Source organism: Chitinophaga sp. NPDC101104 (assembly GCF_050277495.1).
Taxonomy (GTDB): domain Bacteria; phylum Bacteroidota; class Bacteroidia; order Chitinophagales; family Chitinophagaceae; genus Chitinophaga.
Map to the genome: position 1 here is coordinate 2,363,043 of NZ_JBNNSF010000001.1, position 15,648 is coordinate 2,378,690.

At 56.6% G+C, this 15,648-nt stretch carries 15 protein-coding genes; 9 read left to right on the plus strand and 6 right to left on the minus strand.

The features are described from left to right. Position 1 precedes the first annotated feature (1 nt). The 3 genes from ACQKLP_RS09405 (at position 2) to ACQKLP_RS09415 (ending at position 4,663) form a co-directional block, all read left to right on the plus strand. The gene (locus tag ACQKLP_RS09405; RefSeq protein WP_427322258.1) at positions 2-1,432 is read left to right on the plus strand and encodes a RagB/SusD family nutrient uptake outer membrane protein; all 1,431 of its coding nucleotides are present in this window, start codon (positions 2-4) and stop codon (positions 1,430-1,432) included. Between the two features lie 79 nt (positions 1,433-1,511). Next, positions 1,512-2,456, plus strand: a complete 945-nt coding sequence (locus ACQKLP_RS09410; protein WP_427322260.1) for an ABC transporter ATP-binding protein — start codon at positions 1,512-1,514, stop codon at positions 2,454-2,456. Further along, on the plus strand, positions 2,453-4,663 hold the full coding sequence (locus tag ACQKLP_RS09415) for a Gldg family protein (RefSeq protein WP_427322262.1): 2,211 nt from the start codon (positions 2,453-2,455) through the stop codon (positions 4,661-4,663). Before ACQKLP_RS09410 ends, ACQKLP_RS09415 begins: the two co-directional genes overlap by 4 nt. 128 nt (positions 4,664-4,791) lie before the next feature. Here ACQKLP_RS09415 and ACQKLP_RS09420 read toward each other — a convergent pair whose 3' ends face one another. After that, positions 4,792-7,170, minus strand: a complete 2,379-nt coding sequence (locus ACQKLP_RS09420) for an ABC transporter permease (protein ID WP_427322264.1) — start codon at positions 7,168-7,170, stop codon at positions 4,792-4,794. A gap of 101 nt (positions 7,171-7,271) precedes the next feature. Next, the gene (locus ACQKLP_RS09425; protein ID WP_427322266.1) at positions 7,272-8,405 is read right to left on the minus strand and encodes a glycoside hydrolase family 43 protein; all 1,134 of its coding nucleotides are present in this window, start codon (positions 8,403-8,405) and stop codon (positions 7,272-7,274) included. 183 nt (positions 8,406-8,588) lie between these two features. Here ACQKLP_RS09425 and ACQKLP_RS09430 point away from each other — a divergent pair, with 183 nt between their 5' ends. From ACQKLP_RS09430 to ACQKLP_RS09450, 5 genes are all read left to right on the plus strand, one after another. Continuing rightward, positions 8,589-9,593, plus strand: coding sequence for an SDR family NAD(P)-dependent oxidoreductase (locus tag ACQKLP_RS09430; RefSeq protein ID WP_427322268.1), 1,005 nt, complete (start codon positions 8,589-8,591; stop codon positions 9,591-9,593). Positions 9,594-9,630: 37 nt separating this feature from the next. Beyond that, positions 9,631-10,263 (plus strand): DUF2652 domain-containing protein, encoded by a 633-nt coding sequence (locus ACQKLP_RS09435; RefSeq protein WP_427322270.1) that lies wholly within the window; start codon positions 9,631-9,633, stop codon positions 10,261-10,263. A gap of 86 nt (positions 10,264-10,349) precedes the next feature. Beyond that, the gene (locus tag ACQKLP_RS09440) at positions 10,350-11,162 is read left to right on the plus strand and encodes a helix-turn-helix domain-containing protein (protein WP_427322272.1); all 813 of its coding nucleotides are present in this window, start codon (positions 10,350-10,352) and stop codon (positions 11,160-11,162) included. Positions 11,163-11,255: 93 nt separating this feature from the next. Beyond that, positions 11,256-11,699: a hypothetical protein gene (locus ACQKLP_RS09445; RefSeq protein ID WP_427322274.1), complete on the plus strand. Its 444-nt coding sequence runs from the start codon at positions 11,256-11,258 to the stop codon at positions 11,697-11,699. 79 nt (positions 11,700-11,778) lie between these two features. Next, complete coding sequence (locus ACQKLP_RS09450; protein ID WP_427322276.1) at positions 11,779-12,360, plus strand: Crp/Fnr family transcriptional regulator; 582 nt, start codon at positions 11,779-11,781, stop codon at positions 12,358-12,360. A gap of 4 nt (positions 12,361-12,364) precedes the next feature. Here the strand turns inward: ACQKLP_RS09450 and ACQKLP_RS09455 are convergent, their stop codons facing one another. The 4 genes from ACQKLP_RS09455 to ACQKLP_RS09470 are packed head-to-tail and all read right to left on the minus strand — an operon-like array spanning position 12,365 to position 14,984. Continuing rightward, positions 12,365-12,982, minus strand: coding sequence for an alpha/beta hydrolase (locus tag ACQKLP_RS09455; RefSeq protein ID WP_427322278.1), 618 nt, complete (start codon positions 12,980-12,982; stop codon positions 12,365-12,367). A gap of 5 nt (positions 12,983-12,987) precedes the next feature. After that, on the minus strand, positions 12,988-13,923 hold the full coding sequence (locus ACQKLP_RS09460) for a ring-cleaving dioxygenase (RefSeq protein WP_427322280.1): 936 nt from the start codon (positions 13,921-13,923) through the stop codon (positions 12,988-12,990). A 10-nt stretch (positions 13,924-13,933) separates the two neighbouring features. Further along, positions 13,934-14,254 (minus strand): hypothetical protein, encoded by a 321-nt coding sequence (locus ACQKLP_RS09465; protein WP_427322282.1) that lies wholly within the window; start codon positions 14,252-14,254, stop codon positions 13,934-13,936. Positions 14,255-14,267: 13 nt separating this feature from the next. Then, a complete protein-coding gene (locus tag ACQKLP_RS09470) occupies positions 14,268-14,984 on the minus strand; it encodes a pirin family protein (protein WP_427322284.1) in 717 nt (238 codons plus the stop codon). A gap of 208 nt (positions 14,985-15,192) precedes the next feature. On the opposite strand from ACQKLP_RS09470, the gene ACQKLP_RS09475 reads away from it, so the two are divergent. Beyond that, entirely contained in the window at positions 15,193-15,630 is a 438-nt protein-coding gene (locus ACQKLP_RS09475; RefSeq protein ID WP_427322286.1) for an EthD family reductase, read from the plus strand. Positions 15,631-15,648: the final 18 nt, after the last annotated feature.

Consider the following 15,648-nt stretch of genomic DNA (forward strand, 5'->3'; position numbering starts at 1 on the left):
CATGAAGAAATTACATCTGTATATCATCAGCATAGTGGCACTGTCTGGTTGCGACAAATTCCTGGACATCAAGCCGAAAGATAAATTCATCCCCACCACGGTCACCGATTACGAGAACATGCTCAATTCCGGTACCATGGTGAATTACGGGGATATGTACTGGGACCTCCAGTCAGACGACGCTTTCCTGCCGGAAGGGGAGCCCGGCAACCTGTATTCGGCCCGGCAGGTTTTTGCCCGGCTGATTTACAAGTTCAATACTTCGCCGTACGACCAGGGGAATAACGATTACACCTGGAGCGAAGGGTACAAGCGTATCTTCTATTGCAACAGCGTCATCAACAATATCATGGAGGCGACGGAAGGCTCCGAAGCGAGCCGGCGTAGCATCCGCGCCGAGGCTTACCTGGGCCGCGCCATGGAGCACCTCTTGCTGGTGAACACCTATGCGCAGCATTACGACGGGGCCACCGCGGCCACAACGCCCGGCGTTCCCATCGCGCTCATCGCCGACATCAGCGCCAAGTTCACCCGGAATTCCGTGCAGGAAGTGTACCAGCAGATCCTGAGCGATCTGAATGCCGCGGTGGCCGACCTTCCGCTGAAAAACAGACCTACGAAGTTCAGGGCCACCAAAGCAGGAGGGTACGCAGCACTGGCCCGCACCTACCTTTTCATGGGCGATTACGCCAATGCCAAAAAGAACGCCGACCTGGCGCTGGGCCTGCAAAGCGAACTGAAAGACATGAACACCTACCAGATCATCGCGCCGGGGCCTTTCCCCAACGTGCCCGGTGCCCCGGTAGGTTGGACCAACATTCCCGATGCGCAACTGAACACGGAAACCATCGTGGCCAGGCACTTCCTGCGGCCGATGGGCCTCGGGCAATACGTGTGCGCTTCTCCGGAACTGACGGCCCTGTTCACCAACGACGATAAACGCTGGACGCTGTACTATGCAGACGGCTGGCCGCCGGCGCCGCCGTTCAATTACATGAACCGTTATGGCGTGAAGATTTTCCTCCGCGGCGATTATTACAACAATTTCCTCGGCGTTCCGGAAATGTACCTCGTGCGCGCGGAATGCCTGGCGCGCGAAGGGAAACAGGCCGATGCGCTGGCAGACATCAACAAGCTGCGCCTGAACCGCATCACACCGGCGGCGTACAAAGCCTTTGCCCCGGCCGATTTCGGGAACGATTCGGAGCGCGTGCTGCGCTTTGTGCTGAATGAAAGACGGCGGGAGCTTGCCTTCACGGGCATCCGGGTGATCGATCTGAAGCGCCTGAACAAGGAGCCCCGCTTCGCCAAAACCATCAAACATACTGCGGAAGGCAAAGTCTACGAACTGCTGCCCAACAGCAAGGAATACCTGCGCCAGCTGTGGCCCAACGCCACCGTGTTCAACCCGGACTGGCCGCTCAACCCGTAATCTCCAAACCAGCCACATACCTTGATCGGCGCCGGTGAATGCCGGCGCCATCATCCTCCCTTTGCGTAAAATAACGAACATGCAAGATAACATCGTTAAGATCGAAGGGCTGTCTCACCGCTACAGCAAAGACTGGGCGGTGCAGGATATCAGCTTCGACATCAACCGGAACGGCATCGTGGGGCTGCTCGGCTCCAACGGCGCCGGAAAATCCACCACCATGAACATCCTCTGCGGTGTGCTCAGTCAAACCCGCGGCCGCGTGCTGATCGATGGCATCGACATGCGGGAGCATCCGGAAGACGCTAAAAAGCGGATCGGGTTCCTGCCCCAGAACGCGCCGCTGTACCTGGAACAGACCGTAGACGAATACCTGACCTATTGCGCCCATCTCCGCCTCATCGATAAACGGAAGATCAAGGCGGCAGTGGATGTAGTGAAGGAACGCTGCGGCGTGGCGCACTTCAGCAACCGGCTCATCGGCAACCTCTCCGGCGGCTACCGCCAAAGGGTCGGCATCGCCCAGGCCATCATCCACCGGCCGCTGCTGGTGGTGCTCGACGAGCCTACCAACGGCCTCGATCCCAACCAGATCCTCGAAGTAAGGCAGCTCATCAAGGAAATCGCGGCAGACAGGTCGGTGATCTTCTCCTCCCACATCCTCTCCGAAATCCAGGCCACCTGCCAGGACATCATTATGATCGAAGGCGGCAGGATCGTGTTCAAGGACACGATGGATACGTTCAACAACTACATCGAGCCGGACAGCCTGGTAGCTACGATGGAAAACCCACCATCCGCCGAAGAACTGCGGTCCATCGCGGGCATCAGGGAAGTGCAGTTCCTGTCCGACAAGACCGTCAGGCTGCGGTTCGAGCCGGCGGCAGACATTGCGGAGCATATCGTGGAAACGAGCGTGCTGCGGAAGTGGCGCCTCCGGGAGATCACGCTGGAGAAAAGCTCGCTCGACGCCATTTTCGCCCAGTTATCCAACAAAACATTTAAATCCGCCGTACCATCATGAAAGTCATAACCAGAATAGCCCGCCAGGAGCTGAGCCTCCTGTTCCATTCGCCGGTGGCCTGGCTCATCCTGATCGTTTTTCCCATCCAGATCGGGGTCAATTTCATTTATTACCTGCAGATGATCGGCAGGGCGCAGCGGATGGGCAACCATTTCAACGACGTCACCTCCATGGTATTCGCCGGCCTGCAGGAAGGGTTTTATCCCGGCGTGAAAGGCACGCTCTATTTCTATATCCCCCTGCTCACGATGGGGCTCATCAGCCGGGAAATGCACAGCGGTTCCATCAAACTGCTGCTGTCGTCGCCCATTAAAGTGAAAGACATCGTGCTCGGGAAATATTTGGCGATGATGGGATACGGTGCCCTGTTGCTGCTCATCATCTGCGCCTACGCCGTTGCCGGTTCGTTTTTCATCACGAACATCGACTGGTCTTTGCTCGTGTCCGGCGCCATCGGCCTGTACCTGCTCATCTGCGCCTATTCCGCCATCGGTCTTTTCATGTCGTCCCTCACCACTTACCAGGTAGTGGCGGCCATCAGTACCCTGGCGGTGCTGGCGGGGCTCAACTTCGTGGGCGGCCTCTTCCAGGGCAACGATACCGTCAGGCATATCACGTATTTCATGTCGATCGCCGGAAGAACGGAGAAGTTCATTTTCGGGTTGATCAGCACGCAGGACATCGTGTATTTCTGCATCGTCATCGGGTTCTTCCTGGCCATCACGGGCATGCGGCTGCAAGACCAGCGGGAGGCAAGGCCCGCCATGGCCCGCGCCGCGAGGTACCTCGGGCTGGTGTGCATCTGCTTCGTAACCGGCTATCTCAGCAGCCTGCCGGCGTTGACGGGGTACCTGGACATGACGGCCACCAAAAACCATACGCTCGGGCCCCAAAGCCGCGAACTGATCGCGAAGATGGAACATCCGCTGAAGATCACCACCTACGTCAATATCCTCGATCAGAACTATTACCTCGGCGCCCCGGAAAAGAAGAGCGAAGACGAACGCATCCTCACGCCCTACCGCCGGTTCATGCCCGACATGCAAATGGAGTACGTGTATTATTACGATTTCTCCAACAACGAAGGGCTGTATAAAAACTACCCCGGCGAAAGCGATGCCGCCATCGCCAAAAAAGTTGCCGATATTCAGGACCTGGATTATAAAAAAGTGATGAAGCCGGAAGATGTGAAGAAGTTGGTGGATTTGAATTCCGAAGAAAACCGCCTCGTGCGGTCGCTGCAATACGGCGACAGGCAAACCTTCCTCCGTTTCTACAACGACCTCCGTATTTATCCCGGCGAGCAGGAGTTCACCGCCGCGCTGAAGCGCCTGGTGACGCCGGAAGAGATCCCCGTGGTCACGTTCCTCCGCGGCAGCGGCGAGCGCAGTATCACCAAAGCCGGCGACGGGGCGTTCCGCACCTTCGTGAACGAGCTCACATTCCGCGGCGCGCTCGTGAACCAGGGCTTCAACGTGGATACGGTAGACCTCACGAAGCAGGACATCCCCGCCACTACGTCCGTACTGGTGGTCGCCGATCCCAAAAGCGCGTTCGCACCTGTAGTGCAGCAGAAGCTGGACGCGTACCTGGCCAGCGGCCGCAACCTCCTCGTGATCGCGGAGCCCGGCTCGCAGGAAGTGCTGAAACCCCTGTTGCAGCAGCTCGATGTGCACCCCGGCGATTCCGCCGTACTGGAAGAAAGCCGCGACTACGCCCCGGATTTCGTGCTGGCGCGGTTTGCAGACAGCGCAGGCGCCGTAGCGCCGCAGCTGGGCGCGTTCCAGGCGAGCGGTGGCATCGTATCGATGGCGGGCACCTTGCCGCTGCGGTTCGGTCCCGCAACGGGCTTCCGCACCATTCCGCTGCTGAAAGCGAAAAACAACGAGGCGCTGGCCGTGGCCGCCGAAAGAACGGTGAACGGGAAAGCACAGCGCATCATCGTAACGGGCGACGCGGATTTCATGAGCTCCGGCGAACTGGAGCGCCGCAAGCCCCTGGTATGGAACCAGCCGCTCGTAACGGAAATGTTCCGCTGGTTCACCTACGGCGATTTTCCCGTGAACACGGGCGCCATCCGTTCGAAAGACGCGATCGATACCACAGACAAGGGTATCATCACCATGAGAATAGTTTTCTTTGGCCTCATCCCCGGATCGCTCCTCGTATTCGCGGCGTTTTTGCTGCTGTACAGGAAGCGGAGGTAGTATTGCAGTGGATATAAAAACACGCAGCTGCAGGCCACCCGGCTTGCAGCTGTTTATCGAAAAGGAAGCAAAGCCCGCTCAGTTTGAGCGGGCTTTTGTATGGGCTGTTGTGTTAAAAAAAGAAATGTTTATTCGTCTTTCAGGCACTGCAAAGGGTTAGCCCTGGCCGCTTTCGCCGTCTGAACACCGATCGTGGACCATGCCGCCAGCAGCGCAATAATGGCCGCGGCCATGAAGTACAGCGGTGTAAGCGCAATGTGGTAGGCGAACCCGTTGAGCCAGTTTTTTGTGAGGAGGTAACTGATGGGGATAGACACAGCGATGGAAATGAGGACCACCTTCGTGAAACCGGCCGACAACACCCAGAAAATATTCCCGTTGCTGGCGCCCAGCACTTTGCGGATGCCGATCTCCTTCACCCGCCGCTCCACGCTGAACGCCGCCAGCCCCAGGAGCCCCAGGCAGGAAATGACGATCGCCAGTACGGTAAAGTACCTGGACAGTGTAGCCACGAGGTTTTCCAGGGAATACTGCTGCCGGTAAGCCGTATCCATGTAGTTGAAATTGAGCGTGTAGCCGGGATTGAAGCGGCTGTAGAATTCGCTCAACCGGCTGATGGTGGCGGGCTGGCCGTGTTCCTTCATCCGCACCATCACCAGCGCCGTAGCCTGCGGCTGGAGCGAGAACAGGAATGGCTGGACCTTTTCATGCATCGAGTTGTAATGGAAGTCTTTGGTGACGCCAATGATCGTTCTCGGGTTTTTGTCGAGGTAAATCGTTTTGCCGACGGGGTCAGTGATGCCCATCATTTGTATCGCAGCCTGGTTGAGGATCACGCCGGTGGAATCCGTGCCGAAGTTTTTGCTGAACGTTCTGCCCTGGGCCATCTGGATGCCGAGGGTTTCCAGCGCATCGTAGTTGACGGGCATTTTGTGGAAGCGGATACGGTCGTCGGCGTTCTTGCCGTCCCACTGCACGCCCGGCCCCGGCAGGAAAGCGGGCATGATGATATTCTGCTGCACGGTACTGGCGTTCACCACGCCGGGAATGGTTTTCAGCTCGCTGAGGAACGCGTCTGTCCGCTCGGCCACCCTTCCTTCCATCTCGAAATAAATGACATTGTCCTTATCGAAACCCGGCTGTTTGTTTTGCACGAATTGCAGTTGCTGGTACAGTACCATGGCGCCAACGATGAAAATGATGGAGACGGTGAACTGGAAAGCCACCAATCCTTTCCTTACCCACGATTCCCCCGTTCCGCCGCCGGATTTGGCGCGCAGGACCGCCGCCACGCCGAACCGCGAGAGATAAAATGCCGGGTAACTGCCCGCCACGATCCCCACTGCCATGGTGATCCCCAGTACCGCCAGCACCAGTTGCCAGCTGAAGTGAATGGCCACGGCCCTGCCGGCGATGCGGTCGAACTGCGGGAGGAACAGCGCCACGAGCAATAATGCGATAATAAGCGCGGCGAAGCTCATTACCAGCGATTCGCCGATGAACTGGAAGATGAGTTTATGCCGGCCCGCGCCCATGGCCTTTTTGATGCCGATCTCCTTCATCCGCCGCGAGGCTTTTGCGGTGGAAAGGTTCATGAAATTGATGCAGGCGATCAGGAGGATGAATGCCGCGATAATGGAAAAAAGCCGTACATATTCGATCCTTCCGCCCGATTGCACGCCGTTTTCGTAATTCCCGTACAGGTAGCCGTCTGCATATTTACTGAGGAACAGCCGGGAAGGGAAGGGGGTGTTTTTATCCTTTTGCGTGATGAAGTTTTCGATTTTGCGCTGGAACTGCGGGAGGTCGGTGCCCGGCTTCAGGACAACGAACGTCTGGAACGGCCCTGAACGGAAATCTGCCGTCGCCGGAACGAAATCTTTCCAGGCGTCCAGCGGGAGGACGAAGTCGAATTGTTGGGTCGAAGATTCCGGCTGATCGGCGTACACGCCCGATACGGTACAGGTTTTCATGAAGCTCAGCCATTTCCATTCCAGCGTTTTCCCGACTGCGTTATCGGCCGACCGGAAGAGCTGCTCCGCCAGGCGCTTCGACAGCACCACGGAATTCTTGTCCGCCAGCACACTGGCTGCGTTCCCCCGGATGAGCGGGAAGCTGAACATCCGGAAATAATCCTTCCCCACGAAATTGCCGCTCGCGCCCATCACCTCGTTCGTCCAGCCGATATTGAATTTTTTGAACCATTCCGGCGGCGTCATGCTCACGGCGTATTCGACTTCCGGCATGTCTGCTTGCAGGGCATCGCCCAATCCGCCGCCCGTTCCTGTAACGGTGTTGATGCGGCCGTCCTGTTCGCGGTTGACCATCACCTGGTATAGCCGGTTGCCGTTTTCGTGGAAGCCGTCTACCCGCAATTCCCCGGAAATCCAGAGGTAGATGAGCAGTGCTACGGCCAGCCCGGTGGAAAGCCCCACCAGATTGATGATGAACGTGGTTTTGAAACGCCTGAAATTGCGGAGGGTGATCTGGAGATAGTGCCTGAACATGGAATGAAGGTTTATGGATGCATGAACGATGGAATTTTCCCGTTAAGGGAAGATGCAGGCCCGATGGTTTTCCATAAATTTTTTTCCGCGGGGCTTTTCCGTTATTTGCTGCCGGGTGATTTTTGCGGCGAGGTTGTCGGCCCTTCCACCACCAGTTTCCCGTTTTTCAGTATGCGCATCCGGTCGATGAAGACAACGCGTTTGTCGCCCGTGGCGGAGGTGCGGGCATGGTACACGCAGAGCATTTCCCTGCCGTCCGGCGAATACGTAATGCTGTTGTGCCCCGTTCCGGTTACGATGCCGCCTTTCTCCACATTCTTTTGCAGCACGGGATTGTTGGCCGCTTTGATGAACGGGCCCAGGGGGCTTTTCGCCGTCGCGTACCCGACCGCGTAGTTCTTGCCGCCGAAATAGTTCGCGGAATACATCATATAGTAAGTATTGCCTTTTTTGAAAGTCACGGAGCCCTCGGTCCACCGGCGGTTCACTTCCCTCGACGTGACAGATCTGCTTTCCCATTCCGCCTGTTTATCGTCCATCTTTACGGGCGGGCGCAACAGCAGTACCGGTTCGCCGATCACGCCGCTGAAATCCGGTTTCAGTTCCACGCCATACACCCAGCTTTCCTCGATTTCCTGGAACCATCCCTGTTTGCGGGCCCAGTCGGCCACTTCGCTGTCTACAGCGTGTTTGTAGCAGCAGCGGGAATAATACAGGTAGATTTTCCCGTTGTCGTCGAAGAAGACATTGGCATCGATGATGGGGTATCCGGGATCGAAAACGGGCCTTTGCATGACGTCTATGAACGGGCCGGTGGGTGAATCGGCTACGGCCACGCCTATGCGGAAATGTTCGAGCTCCTTGCCGGGGTTCTCTTTCCACTGGGCGCTGTAGAACATCCAGTATTTTCCTTTGAAGGCATATACTTCGGGTGCCCAGTAAGCCCCGCCCCACGCGGCGGTGGAATCGCTCCAGCCGTTGGGGTTGCTGGCATGGTAAACCTGTCCCTCGTTTTTCCAGTGCACCAGGTCGACCGACGACCAGGCCGCGAACCCGTTCCTGGCGCCGCCGGTGCCGTACATGTAGTATTTGCCGCCCGGTACTTTTAACACGTACGGGTCGCCGAATTCAACGGGTAATGGGTTCTGGAAGGTGCGCGCAGATTGGGCGAGGAGCGGTGAGCCGGCGGTAATGAGCGCCAGGATGAGGTTTCCGGTAAGAAAAATGCTTTTCATGGTCTTTTTATTTGATAAATAGCGTGGAATCCATGCAAATATAGCCGCCAGTCCCTGCATTTTATACCCCGGTCCGCTGAACAAACCCCTTGACCTTTTAAACAAAGCAAATTCGGCCCGCAGAACAAAGTGCCCCGGCGGCGGCTGTTCTACATTTGTTTCAACAAACAAAACGAAACAAGCATGAAACAGTACAACAACCAGGGCGCCCTGCAGCACCCGCTCCGCTCGGGCTTTAACGCCCAATCTACCACTGCAGATGTGATCGCCGGTATGGACCTTTCCGGGAAAATTGCGATCGTAACGGGCGGAAATGCCGGTATCGGCGTAGAAACCACCAGAACGCTGGCAGCGGCGGGTGCTACGGTAATTGTTCCGGCACGTGATGTGCAAAAAGCCCGCAAAAACCTCGAAGGCATCCCGCAGGTGGAAATCGAAGCCATGGATATGATGGACCCCGCTACCATTGATGACTTCGCCGAAAAATTCCTGGCTTCGGGACGTCCGTTGCACCTGCTGATCAACAACGCGGGCATCATGTGGGTGCCGCTGCGCAGGGATGCCCGTGGGATCGAATCTCAGCTGGCCACCAATTACATCGGGCAGTTCCACCTCACGGCAAGGCTCTGGCCCGCGCTGAAAGCGGCAAACGGGGCGAGGGTGGTCAACGTGTCGTCGCTGGGGCACCAGATGGGGGGCGTCGATTTCGACGATCCGAATTTCCTGCACCGGCCGTATGAAACCCTCCAGGCCTACGGGCAATCGAAAACGGCCAGCAACCTGTTCGCCCTGGAGCTCGATAACCGGGCGGCCCGTTTCCAGGTACGGGCATATTCCGTGCATCCGGGCTCGATCGGCGGCACGGAACTGGGCCGGGAAGCGCCGCTGGAACTTTTCCAGCAGATGGGGTTCGTGGATGAACAGGGGAATATGCGCCCGGAAGTGCTGGCGTCCCTCAAAACCGTCCCGCAGGGCGCCGCTACCACCGTGTGGGCCGCTACGAGCCCGCTGCTCAACGAAATCGGCGGGGTTTACTGCGAAGACGGCGATGTGGCCGAGCTCCTGGGCCCCGGCAGCGCCAAACTCCATCAAAGCGGCGTATCGCCCGCCTCGCTGGACGCGCACAGCGCCCAACGCCTCTGGTCGCTCACCGAAACGCTGACCGGCATCGAATTCGATATCCGCTGACCCAACCCGTTCTTCATCCCCTGAAAAATACATTCCCATGCGTACCTCCATCCTCCCGAAAAGAAATCCCGTGCATCGCAGTCATGGAACGCAAGCCCGGAAAGGCCTCGTGTTCATCCCCGATATGAGCGGGTTTACAGCGCTCGTTCGCAGTACGGACCTCATTACCGGACAAATCATCACCTGCGAGCTGCTGGCCGTTATCCTGCAGCATAACACGCTCGGGATGGAGATCGCGGAGATCGAAGGAGATGCCGTTTTTTTCTACAAATGGGATGCAATACCCGCCATGGAAGCGCTGTACGCACAGTTTGAAGCGATGAAAGCCGCCTTCGACGGCAAGCTCCGCGAGCTGGAAGCACAGTTCGGGCTGCAGCTGGACCTGCACCTCAAAGCCATCGCACATTACGGGGATATGGCGGAATTCTCGGTAGGGGCATATCATAAACTGTACGGAGAAGTGGTGGTGGAAGCGCACCGCCTGCTGAAGAACAATGTGCCGGCACGGTCGTACCTGCTGGTGACGGATGCGCTGCAACCCTTGCAGGCCGGGGGCCTCTCCATAGCCGGGCGCTCGAGCCAGCTGTGCGAGCTGTATGGCGGACTGCGGGGCCTATGCTTCACGTACATCCTTTTTAACCGGCGGCAACAAAAACGCCACTCAAATTGATCCGTTCACCATTCCCGGAGTTCCCGTTGCGGCCGAATATGCTTATTTTTATGCAAGCGGCTGCGATGGAACGTAAAATTCAGCACATGGAATACCAGGCAAAATATATTACCGAAGACATCAAACTGTCCTGCTACCCCGACAAATTCTTCAAATCGGACATCCTGTTCGAGCACCATATGCTCATCTGGTTCATTTCAGGTGAAACGAAGATCGTGCAGTCGGAAGGGACGTACATGTTCCAGCAGGGCGATATTTTCCTCATCCCGCGCAACCAGCTGGCTACGATCATCAATTATCCGAAAAACGGGCTTCCGCATCAAACGGTGGTCATGCATCTGACCACGCCCTGGCTGCGGGATTTTTATGAAAAGCTCGGCGTGAAGCCGAAGCCTGCAACAGCGCAGAAGATCCGCCACTTCAGGGACCATCCGCTGCTGCAAAGCTGCCTGTCGTCGCTGGTCCCGTATTTCGATATGCAGGAACTGCCGAAGGACATCGCCCATCTGAAAATCACGGAAGCCGTCACCATCCTGCGTTCCCTCGATCCGGAGATAGACGGTATGCTCGCCAGTTTTGAAGAGCCGGGGAAAATCGACCTGACGGATTACATGGAGAAAAACTTCATGTTCAACATGCCCCTGGAAAAATTCGGTTACCTTACAGGCCGGAGCCTCACTACTTTCAAGCGCGACTTCAAAAAAGCGTTCGACACTACGCCGCAGAGGTGGCTCACGCAAAAGCGGCTGGAGCTGGCGCATTACCAGTTCGTAGAGAAAAAGAAGAAACCCATCGATGTTTGTTATGAAGTGGGATTCGAGAACCTGTCGCATTTTTCCTTCGCGTTCAAAAAACATTTCGGCTATGCGCCTACTTCGCTGCTGACGGCCCATGGGTAGGAGATTTTCCTTACATCCTTCCTTTCATTCACTCATCAAGTTGGGATTGCGGAATAGCTGGCGGATGGATATTATTGGTTAAATACAAGTGTTATGAAATCAATACTGACCATTGCCATTTTATTGATGAGCGCCGCCACATTCGCGCAAAGCCCCGTGAAGTGGAGCTACGCTTCCAAAAAAGTGTCGGAAGGCACGTACGAAGTCCGCATTTCGGCCAGCGTTTCAAACCCCTGGCATATTTACAGCCAGGCCAGTCCGGAAGACGCGGCCACGCCCACGAAGATCGTTTTCAAAAAGAGCCCGCTGCTTACCCTGCAGGGGACGGCGAAGGAAAACGGGAAGATGATCAGCAAATTCGAGGAGTCTTTCGGGAAAACGCTGAAGTTCTATGAAGGCCAGGTGGAGTTTGTGCAGATCGTGAAAGTGAAGGGAAAGGCCAGAACGAAAATTTCCGGCACCATCGAATACATGGTCTGCAACGATCATGAATGCCAGCCGGGAGAACCGGTCGATTTTTCGGTGGCGTTGAACTGATACAGCGGCGGCCCGGGGCCGCCGTTTCTTTTTAACGGCGCGCGGTTGGGAAACGGGGTTTCCTTATCTTTAATGGATCATGTACGAACAGATAGACCAATTCGTAGACCGTTGCATCGCCCTCACGCCGGAGGAGCGGGCGTATTTCCATTCGCTCCTGAAGTTCAGAAGGGTGCGGAAGCGGACGTATCTGCTGCAGGAAGGGGAGGTGTGCGATTTTGAAGCGTACATCGTGAAGGGCTGTATCCGAACTTATTTTCTCAGCGACGATGGAACGGAAACGATCCTGACCTTTGCGATAGAAGACTGGTGGGTGAGCGACCTGTACAGTTTTACCGACCAGCAGCCTTCCAACATGTTCATCGAAGCGTTGGAGGACTGCGAAGTGCTGGTCATCGACCGGAAGAGCAAGCGCGAGCTGTTCGAAAAAGTCCCCAAGTTCGAGGTCCTGTTCCGGCTGCTGGTGCAGCGGGCCCTGTTCGCGCTGCAGCGCCGTTTCCACAGTATGGTTTCGCAAACGGCGGAGCAACGTTATCTCGCTTTCCTGGAAAAATACCCCCAGGTGGCGCAACGCGTTCCGCAGAACCAGATCGCGCGGTACCTGGGGGTATCGCCGGAATTCCTCAGTAAAGTGCGGAGCAGCCTGCAAAAGCGGAAATAACGCCTTAGTTGAAGATCAGCGAATTGGCCAGTTTGATCTCGTCTCCGCTGATGGTATGCCCCATGTTGTCGTAAATCTTTTCCGTTACCATAGCGCCCATCTCCTGCAGGATCGCCGTCGAGGCCTGCACCCTTTCCACCGGAACATGAAAATCGGGATTGGAGCTGCCGATGAATATGGGCGTTCCGCCAAAATTCCCTTTGTAATTACTTTTGTCGATGATGTCGCCGATAAGCCCGCCCGTGAAGGCAACCGCCCCGCCATATCTTGCGGCGTTCCGGGCCAGGAATTCGAGCGTGAGGCAAGCGCCCTGCGAAAACCCGAGGAAATACGTGTTTTCCTGCGCAATGCCGCGCCGTTCCAGGTGGTCGGTGATGTGTTTCAATTGATCGATGGCGGCCGATAACCAGGGCTCGTTTTGATCCGGCGGCGCCAGGAACGACTGCGGGTACCAGGTGTTATTCGTGGCCTGGGGCGCCAGCAGCGCAAAGTCTTTCACGGAAAGATGCGCCGCCAGCGAGAGGATGTCTTCCGCAGATCCCCCTCTTCCATGGACCATGATCAATGCCTTCGTGGCTTCAGACAGCGGTTTCCCGGCCGTGACGATATTTTCGGTGTGCATAGTTATTATTTTATGACGGGCAGTTCCCTTTCGATGGCGGCCCGGTATTGTTCGTATTGTTTCGGGAGTTTCAGGCTGGATCCGAGCTGATCGAGCGGCTCGTCTACCGTGAACCCCGGATTGTCTGTCGCGATCTCGAACAGCACGCCGCCCGGTTCCCGGAAATACAGCGAATAGAAATAATCCCGGTCGATCTGCGGCGTGATCTGCAATCCACTGGCCAGCACTTTATCCCGGTATTCCATCTGGTCGGCGTTATTGGCGACCCTGAACGCTACGTGGTGGTTGGTGCCGGCTGCCTGTTTGCCCGGTGCTCCGTCCGGCAGTTCCAGCAGGTCGATGATACCTGCGTTGGCCACGGCATCGGTCACGAACCGGTAGCGGTTGCCTTCCTGCGACTGCAGGCGGTATCCGAAGATGTCTGTCAAAACTTTCGCCGTGGCGTCGATCTGTTTCAGCGATAAAGTGGTGCTGTGGAAGCCTTTGGTCGCCATATCCGCCTTTACTTCAGCCGTTTCCCAGGGAATGCGCGCATCTTCCGCGGCAGGGACCACCAGCTGGAGCTGCAGCCCGTCGGGGTCGGAGAACGAAAGGCCCGTTTCACCGAAGCGCGGGGCGGTTTCGGAGAAGGCGACATTGTGCCGGGAGAAACGTTCCTTCCAGGCGTCGAGGCTGCCGGATGGCACGGCGTAAGCGATTTCGGTGGCCATGCCGGTGCCGCTTTTTCCCTGGCCGATGTTTTTCCAGGGGAAGAAGGTGAGTATGGTGCCGGGGGTGCCGTGCTCGTTGCCGTAATAAAAGTGATAGGTGCCGGGATCGTCGAAATTCACGGTCTTTTTCACCATTCTCAATCCCAGGACTTTCGTATAGAAATCGTAGTTCTTTTGGGCGTCTGCCGCGATGGCGGTGATGTGATGCAGGCCCAGTATCTGTTTTTCCATGTTGGCAGGATTAAAGGTTATTGTGATCGAGTGCCGCGCGGAGCTCGTTTTCGAGCAATCCGCTGCCGCCTCCGTAATGTCTGATGATTTTTGTGGCCGGCCGATGGGCGGCTGCCGCTTCGCGGATGATGGCTTCGTCGGATGCGGAAACGCCCACGCAGAGGAGCACGGCGTCGAACGATGCGGCCTCCAGCCGGGCAAGCCCTTCTTCCCGCGACAGCGCGATCGTGCCGTTCCATCCTTCGTGACTGTTCAGCAGTCTTTCCACTACCTGCATGATAGCGGTATCGTATCCAACCGCCAGCAGGTGTAATTGTGCGTTATGGTCCATGATGATGGGGGATTTAGTGTTGAAAATCCATGGGAACGTCCATGATGAGCAATTGCGCGTCGGGACTGAGCGCGCGGACATCGATACCGGCGGTTTCCCAGATACCGAGCCCGTCGCGCGCGGCAAGTTCCTTCCCGTCGATGGAAAACCGGCCTTTCACCACGAACGCGTACATGCCATTCCCGGGTTTGCGGACATCGTAGCGTTGGCTCGCCCCGTTCCTGAAGGTCCCGAAACTGAACCAGGTATCACTGCGCACTGTTGCGCCGGTATCCGGGCCGATGAATGCATGCATCCGGTTTTTTTCGGCCGCCAGGGGCAAGGTGCCCAGCGCATACCGGGGCGGTGTGTTCAGGTCTTCCGGGTAGACCCATATCTGGAGGAATTCTGCCGTTTCTTCGGCGCTGTTGTTGTATTCGCTGTGGAAAAGCCCGCTCCCGGCGTGCATCAGCTGGATGTCGCCCACGCCCGCTACGGCCGAGTTGCCGGCGGAATCGTCGTGTTTGAGGCTGCCTTTCAGCGGGATGCTGATGATCTCCATGTTGTCGTGCGGGTGGCTGCCGAAGCCTTTGCCGCCGGGCAGCACATCGTCGTTGAGGACCCGCAGCGCGCCGAAGCCCATCCGCTTCGGGTTGTAGTAACTGCCGAAACTGAAGGTTTTCTGACTGTCGAGCCAGTCGTGGCGGTCGTGGCCGCGGGTATCTGCTTTGTGATGGATGTATTGTGACATTGCTTCCTTTTTACATCACAAAGTTCCGTCGGGCTGCTTCCCCGGCCTATGAACCAGTTTAAGAAAGCGGCTTAATCTAGATTAAGATTTTTGGAGTGGAAGGAGGGATTTTTGGTGAAAACCGGGTAATTTGAAGGCGATTACCGGGAAGCCGGTAATCCCCGCTTCGGGAAACTATCGTATCATTAATTCCCTAAATCGCACGTTCATGAAAATCTATCTGTTTCTGTTGCCTGCGGCGATATTGTTCGGCTGCCAGCAAAATAAACCGGCCCAGGTGCCGGAAACCGTAAAGGAGGAACCCAGGCCCGCCGATCTCCCCGAAACCCGGAAAGGCATGATCAAGGTAACGATCCTGTATCCCAACGGGGAAGGTATGCATTTCGATATGGACTATTACAAAACGAAACATATGCCGATGCTACAGCGCTTGATGGGCGACTCCCTGAAAGCCGTCAAGATCGACAAAGGCCTCGGCGGCCGGCCCGGCGAGCCGGTCCCTTACCTGGCGATCGGATACCTGTACTTCGAGCGGCTGTCGGCCTACGAAAACACGTTTGGCCCCAACGCAAAGGAGATCCTGGCCGATATTCCGAAATATACCAATATCAAGCCGGTGGTCCTGGTGAGTGAAGTGCTGCAATAAAACGAAAAAGCCGGTGAG

Coding starts and splice junctions, on each gene's coding strand:
- ACQKLP_RS09475 (WP_427322286.1), top strand. CDS start 15,193: ATGAAAATCTATCTGTTTCTGTTGCCTGCGGCGATATTGTTCGGCTGC.
- ACQKLP_RS09405 (WP_427322258.1), top strand. CDS start 2: ATGAAGAAATTACATCTGTATATCATCAGCATAGTGGCACTGTCTGGT.
- ACQKLP_RS09415 (WP_427322262.1), top strand. CDS start 2,453: ATGAAAGTCATAACCAGAATAGCCCGCCAGGAGCTGAGCCTCCTGTTC.
- ACQKLP_RS09460 (WP_427322280.1), bottom strand. CDS start 13,923: ATGGAAAAACAGATACTGGGCCTGCATCACATCACCGCCATCGCGGCA.
- ACQKLP_RS09455 (WP_427322278.1), bottom strand. CDS start 12,982: ATGCACACCGAAAATATCGTCACGGCCGGGAAACCGCTGTCTGAAGCC.
- ACQKLP_RS09435 (WP_427322270.1), top strand. CDS start 9,631: ATGCGTACCTCCATCCTCCCGAAAAGAAATCCCGTGCATCGCAGTCAT.
- ACQKLP_RS09450 (WP_427322276.1), top strand. CDS start 11,779: ATGTACGAACAGATAGACCAATTCGTAGACCGTTGCATCGCCCTCACG.
- ACQKLP_RS09465 (WP_427322282.1), bottom strand. CDS start 14,254: ATGGACCATAACGCACAATTACACCTGCTGGCGGTTGGATACGATACC.
- ACQKLP_RS09470 (WP_427322284.1), bottom strand. CDS start 14,984: ATGTCACAATACATCCATCACAAAGCAGATACCCGCGGCCACGACCGC.
- ACQKLP_RS09440 (WP_427322272.1), top strand. CDS start 10,350: ATGGAATACCAGGCAAAATATATTACCGAAGACATCAAACTGTCCTGC.
- ACQKLP_RS09410 (WP_427322260.1), top strand. CDS start 1,512: ATGCAAGATAACATCGTTAAGATCGAAGGGCTGTCTCACCGCTACAGC.
- ACQKLP_RS09430 (WP_427322268.1), top strand. CDS start 8,589: ATGAAACAGTACAACAACCAGGGCGCCCTGCAGCACCCGCTCCGCTCG.
- ACQKLP_RS09420 (WP_427322264.1), bottom strand. CDS start 7,170: ATGTTCAGGCACTATCTCCAGATCACCCTCCGCAATTTCAGGCGTTTC.
- ACQKLP_RS09425 (WP_427322266.1), bottom strand. CDS start 8,405: ATGAAAAGCATTTTTCTTACCGGAAACCTCATCCTGGCGCTCATTACC.
- ACQKLP_RS09445 (WP_427322274.1), top strand. CDS start 11,256: ATGAAATCAATACTGACCATTGCCATTTTATTGATGAGCGCCGCCACA.